The 3,447-nt window shown below is 70.9% G+C and carries 3 protein-coding genes and 1 pseudogene; 2 read left to right on the top strand and 2 right to left on the bottom strand.

The window, feature by feature from the left end; translation table 11 throughout:
- Window positions 1-744, top strand: a 744-nt coding sequence (locus ACWELQ_RS41375; protein ID WP_452402447.1) for an NAD-dependent epimerase/dehydratase family protein, incomplete at its 5' end; no start/stop codon positions are given.
- On the opposite strand, the gene ACWELQ_RS41370 is transcribed toward ACWELQ_RS41375, so the two are convergent.
- Window positions 741-1,364 (bottom strand): TetR/AcrR family transcriptional regulator, encoded by a 624-nt coding sequence (locus ACWELQ_RS41370; protein WP_452402446.1) that lies wholly within the window; start codon window positions 1,362-1,364, stop codon window positions 741-743. The two genes, ACWELQ_RS41375 and ACWELQ_RS41370, sit on opposite strands and share 4 nt — an antisense overlap.
- A gap of 92 nt (window positions 1,365-1,456) precedes the next feature.
- Between ACWELQ_RS41370 and ACWELQ_RS41365 the strand changes: the two genes are divergently transcribed.
- Window positions 1,457-2,968, top strand: a complete 1,512-nt coding sequence (locus ACWELQ_RS41365; RefSeq protein WP_452402445.1) for an amidase — start codon at window positions 1,457-1,459, stop codon at window positions 2,966-2,968.
- A 6-nt stretch (window positions 2,969-2,974) separates the two neighbouring features.
- On the opposite strand, the pseudogene ACWELQ_RS41360 reads toward ACWELQ_RS41365, so the two are convergent.
- Window positions 2,975-3,447, bottom strand: a pseudogene (locus tag ACWELQ_RS41360) (hypothetical protein); the annotation flags it as partial.

Genomic DNA, 3,447 nt, shown 5'->3' with positions numbered 1-3,447 from the left:
GCGCACTGCCGCCACCTGGTGCTGGGCTCGTCGATGGTCGTCTACGGCGAGGGCCGCTACATCGACTCCGCGGGCGTGCCCGTCGATCCCGCCCCGCGCACCCGCAACGACCTCGACCACGGCCGCTTCGACCACCGCGGCCCCGACGGCCGCCCGCTGGCCTGGGCCCCCATCGACGAGGACGCCGCGCTGCGCCCGCGCAGCATCTACGCCGCTTCCAAAGTGGCACAGGAGCATTACGCCCTGGCCTGGGCGGCGGCCACCGGCGGCACCGTGACCGCGCTGCGCTACCACAATGTCTACGGACCCGATATGCCCAGGGACACACCGTATTCCGGGGTCGCGGCCATCTTCCGCTCCGCCCTGGAGGCGGGCGAGGCCCCGCGCGTCTTCGAAGACGGCACGCAGGCCCGCGATTTCATCCATGTCCGCGATATCGCCGCCGCCAATGTCGCCGCGCTCGAGCATCCGCTGGGCGCGTTCACGCCGCTCAATATCGCCTCGGGCAATCCGGTCACCATCGGCGAGGTGGCCGCGATCCTGGCCACCGCGTGCGGCGGCAAGCAGCCGGTGGTCACCGGCGACTACCGCAGCGGCGATGTCCGCCACATCGTGGCCAGCCCCGAACGCGCCCGCCGCACACTGGGTTTCGTCGCCGAGACCACCCCGAAGAACGGCCTCACCGAATTCGCCACCGCCCCCCTGCGGGCCACCGCCGGAGCCGGAGCCCCGACCTGGCGCTAGCCCGTGGCGATCGCCCCGGGGTACTCGCGCATCAGGATGTCCACGGTCATCTCGAAGGCGGCGTCCACGCGCTCCCGGTCCCCGGTGGTGAGCAGGTCCAGCTGCAGGCCGCGCACCTGGGCGAGGATGAACGTCGCCGTGCGGGAAGCGGTTTCGGCGGGCCATCGATACCGCGCCAGCTCGCGTTCGATCACCGTCAGCCAGTCGGTGACCAGCCGGGACCGCGGATGTTCGGGGCTGCGCGCGGCGACGGCGACCAGTTCGAACAGCACCAGGAACTGACGTTGCTCGCGCGGCCGGCACAGGTGCCGCCAGGCCGCGCGCAGCAACTCCGCCGGGGAGTCCACCGTCCGGAGTTCCTCGGCGAGCAGCCGCTGCTCGAAATCCGCGCGAATGTGTTCGAGGACCTCGGAGATCAGCGCGTCCTTGGTGTGGAAATGCCGGATCAGGGTGGCGTGGCTGACGCCGAGGACCTCCGCGGCCCGCCGGAGGGACAGTTCGTGCACGCCGTGGTCGAGCACGTATTCGGTGGCCGCCGCGAGCAATTCCGGGCGGCGGTGCTGAAATCGCAGCGCCCGCCCATCGATCTTCGTGCCCGCCACCTGCGGATTCTCGGCCATGTCCGAAACTTTACCGTTCCAAGTGGTTACGTAACCACTTGGTACGGCTATCGTGGGCCGGGCGGCGCGGCGTCCGCGCGAGAGGAGACACCATGCGAGAAGACGAATACCTCGACTACGACGCGGTCGGGCTGGCCGAACTGGTCGCCCGCGGCGAGGTGCACCCCGCCGAACTGCTGCGGCTGGCGCTGGACCGGTGTGCGCGGGTCGATCCCGCACTCAATGCGGTGAGCCTGCTGATGGAAGAGGTCGGCACCCGCCTCGCGGCCCGCTCCGACCACACCGGTCCGCTCGCGGGTGTGCCGTTCCTGCTCAAGGACCTCGGCCAGGACTTCGCGGGCTACCCCACCTCGGGCGGCACCGGCCCGCTGCGGTCGGTACCCGCCGAGCGCAACAGCCTCACCGTGGACCGGTGGCTCGCGGCCGGACTGGTGATCTTCGGCAAGACGACCACCCCCGAATTCGGCAGCAAGGGCATCACGGAGACCGGCACCTTCGGTGCGACCCGCAATCCGTGGGATCCGGGCCGTACGCCCGGCGGCTCCTCCGGCGGCTCCGCGGCGGCCGTCGCGGCGGGCATCGTGCCGGTCGCGGGGGCCAGCGACGGCGGTGGGTCGATTCGAATTCCGGCCGCCTGCACCGGACTTTTCGGACTCAAGCCGGGCCGGGGTCTGGTGCCCGGCGGACCTGCGGTCGGGGATCCGCTGTTCGGCGCGGTCAGCGAGGGCGTGCTGTCGCGCAGCGTCCGCGACACCGCCGTCATGCTCGATATTCTCAGCCCGCCCGACCCCGGCGCGCCCTACCACGTACCCCGCCCCGACCGGCCCTTCCGCGATGCGGTGACCGCGCCCCCGCGTCGGCTTCGTATCGGATTCACCAGCGAATCCCCTTTGGGCACACCGGTGGACGCCGAGGCGGTGAACGCGGTCACCGACGTGGCCGGGTTGCTCGCCGAGCTGGGCCACACCGTCGAACCCGCCGATCCGGGCATCGACGGCCGACAGTTGGCCCTCGATTTCATGGCCGTCTGGACCGCCTCCATCGCCACCCGCATCGAGCACGCCTGCCGGATAACCGGTTCGGCCCCCGGTGATTTCGACATCGACACCCAGGTGCTGGCCGCGATCGGTCGGACGGTCGGTGCGCCGGACCTGTTGCGCGCGCACGCCCGCTGGAACGACTACACCCGCACCCTGGCCGCGTTCCACGAGCGCTACGACCTGCTGCTGACCCCAACGCTGGGCGAGCCGCCCATCCGAATCGGGCAGCATCGCACCCCGGCGCTCGCCGCCAAGTTCCTGCCGCCGCTGCTGCGTGTCGGCGCCGGACATGTGCTGGCGTGCAGCGACTTCTATCGCGATCTGGTGACCGCAAATCTGTCGGCCGTCCCCTTCACCCAGCTCGCGAATATCACCGGCCGCCCGGCCATGAGCGTGCCCACCTACTGGACCGCGGCGGGTCTGCCGCTCGGTACCCAGTTCGTCGGCGCGCCCGGCAGCGAGTTCCTGCTCCTGCAACTCGCGGCCGAGTTGGAGGCGGCGCGGCCGTGGGCGGATCGCCGTCCGGCGGATGCGCTTGTCCCGCAGGCTGTTCCGGCCCGCTGACCGTACTCACCAGTTGGTGAGAATCACGTGATTGATCAGTAGCGCCCCCGCCGCCTGCACGACGAGCCAGAAGCGCGTGCTGTGGCGGGGGAGCAGCGCGGTCGCGGCCAGCGCCCAGACGTCGAAGGGCAGCCAGATACGTTCGGTCTCGGCCTTGCTCAGGCCGCTGATATCCGCGATCAGGATGGCGGCGATCCCGGCGACCGCCATCAATGCCGCCGGATCGACATGGGATCGCCAGCGGCGCAACCACTCTCGAAGTGGATGCAGCGGCAGCAGCTCCAGTTCGACCACCGCCCGGCAACTCGCCGCGGCGGTGGCCAGACCCACCGCGCACACCGTCGCGGCGAGATTGCCCCACACCCAGTAGGAGTAGGGCCGGGTACTCGCGATCCCCTGGTAGTACCGCTCCACCACCAGGTGATAGCCGGTGAGCCACCAGAATCCGGCCGCCGCGAACGCGCCCACCACGGCGAGCG

Source organism: Nocardia sp. NPDC004722, from assembly GCF_053601505.1.
This window is presented reverse-complemented; position numbering and strand designations above follow the sequence as displayed.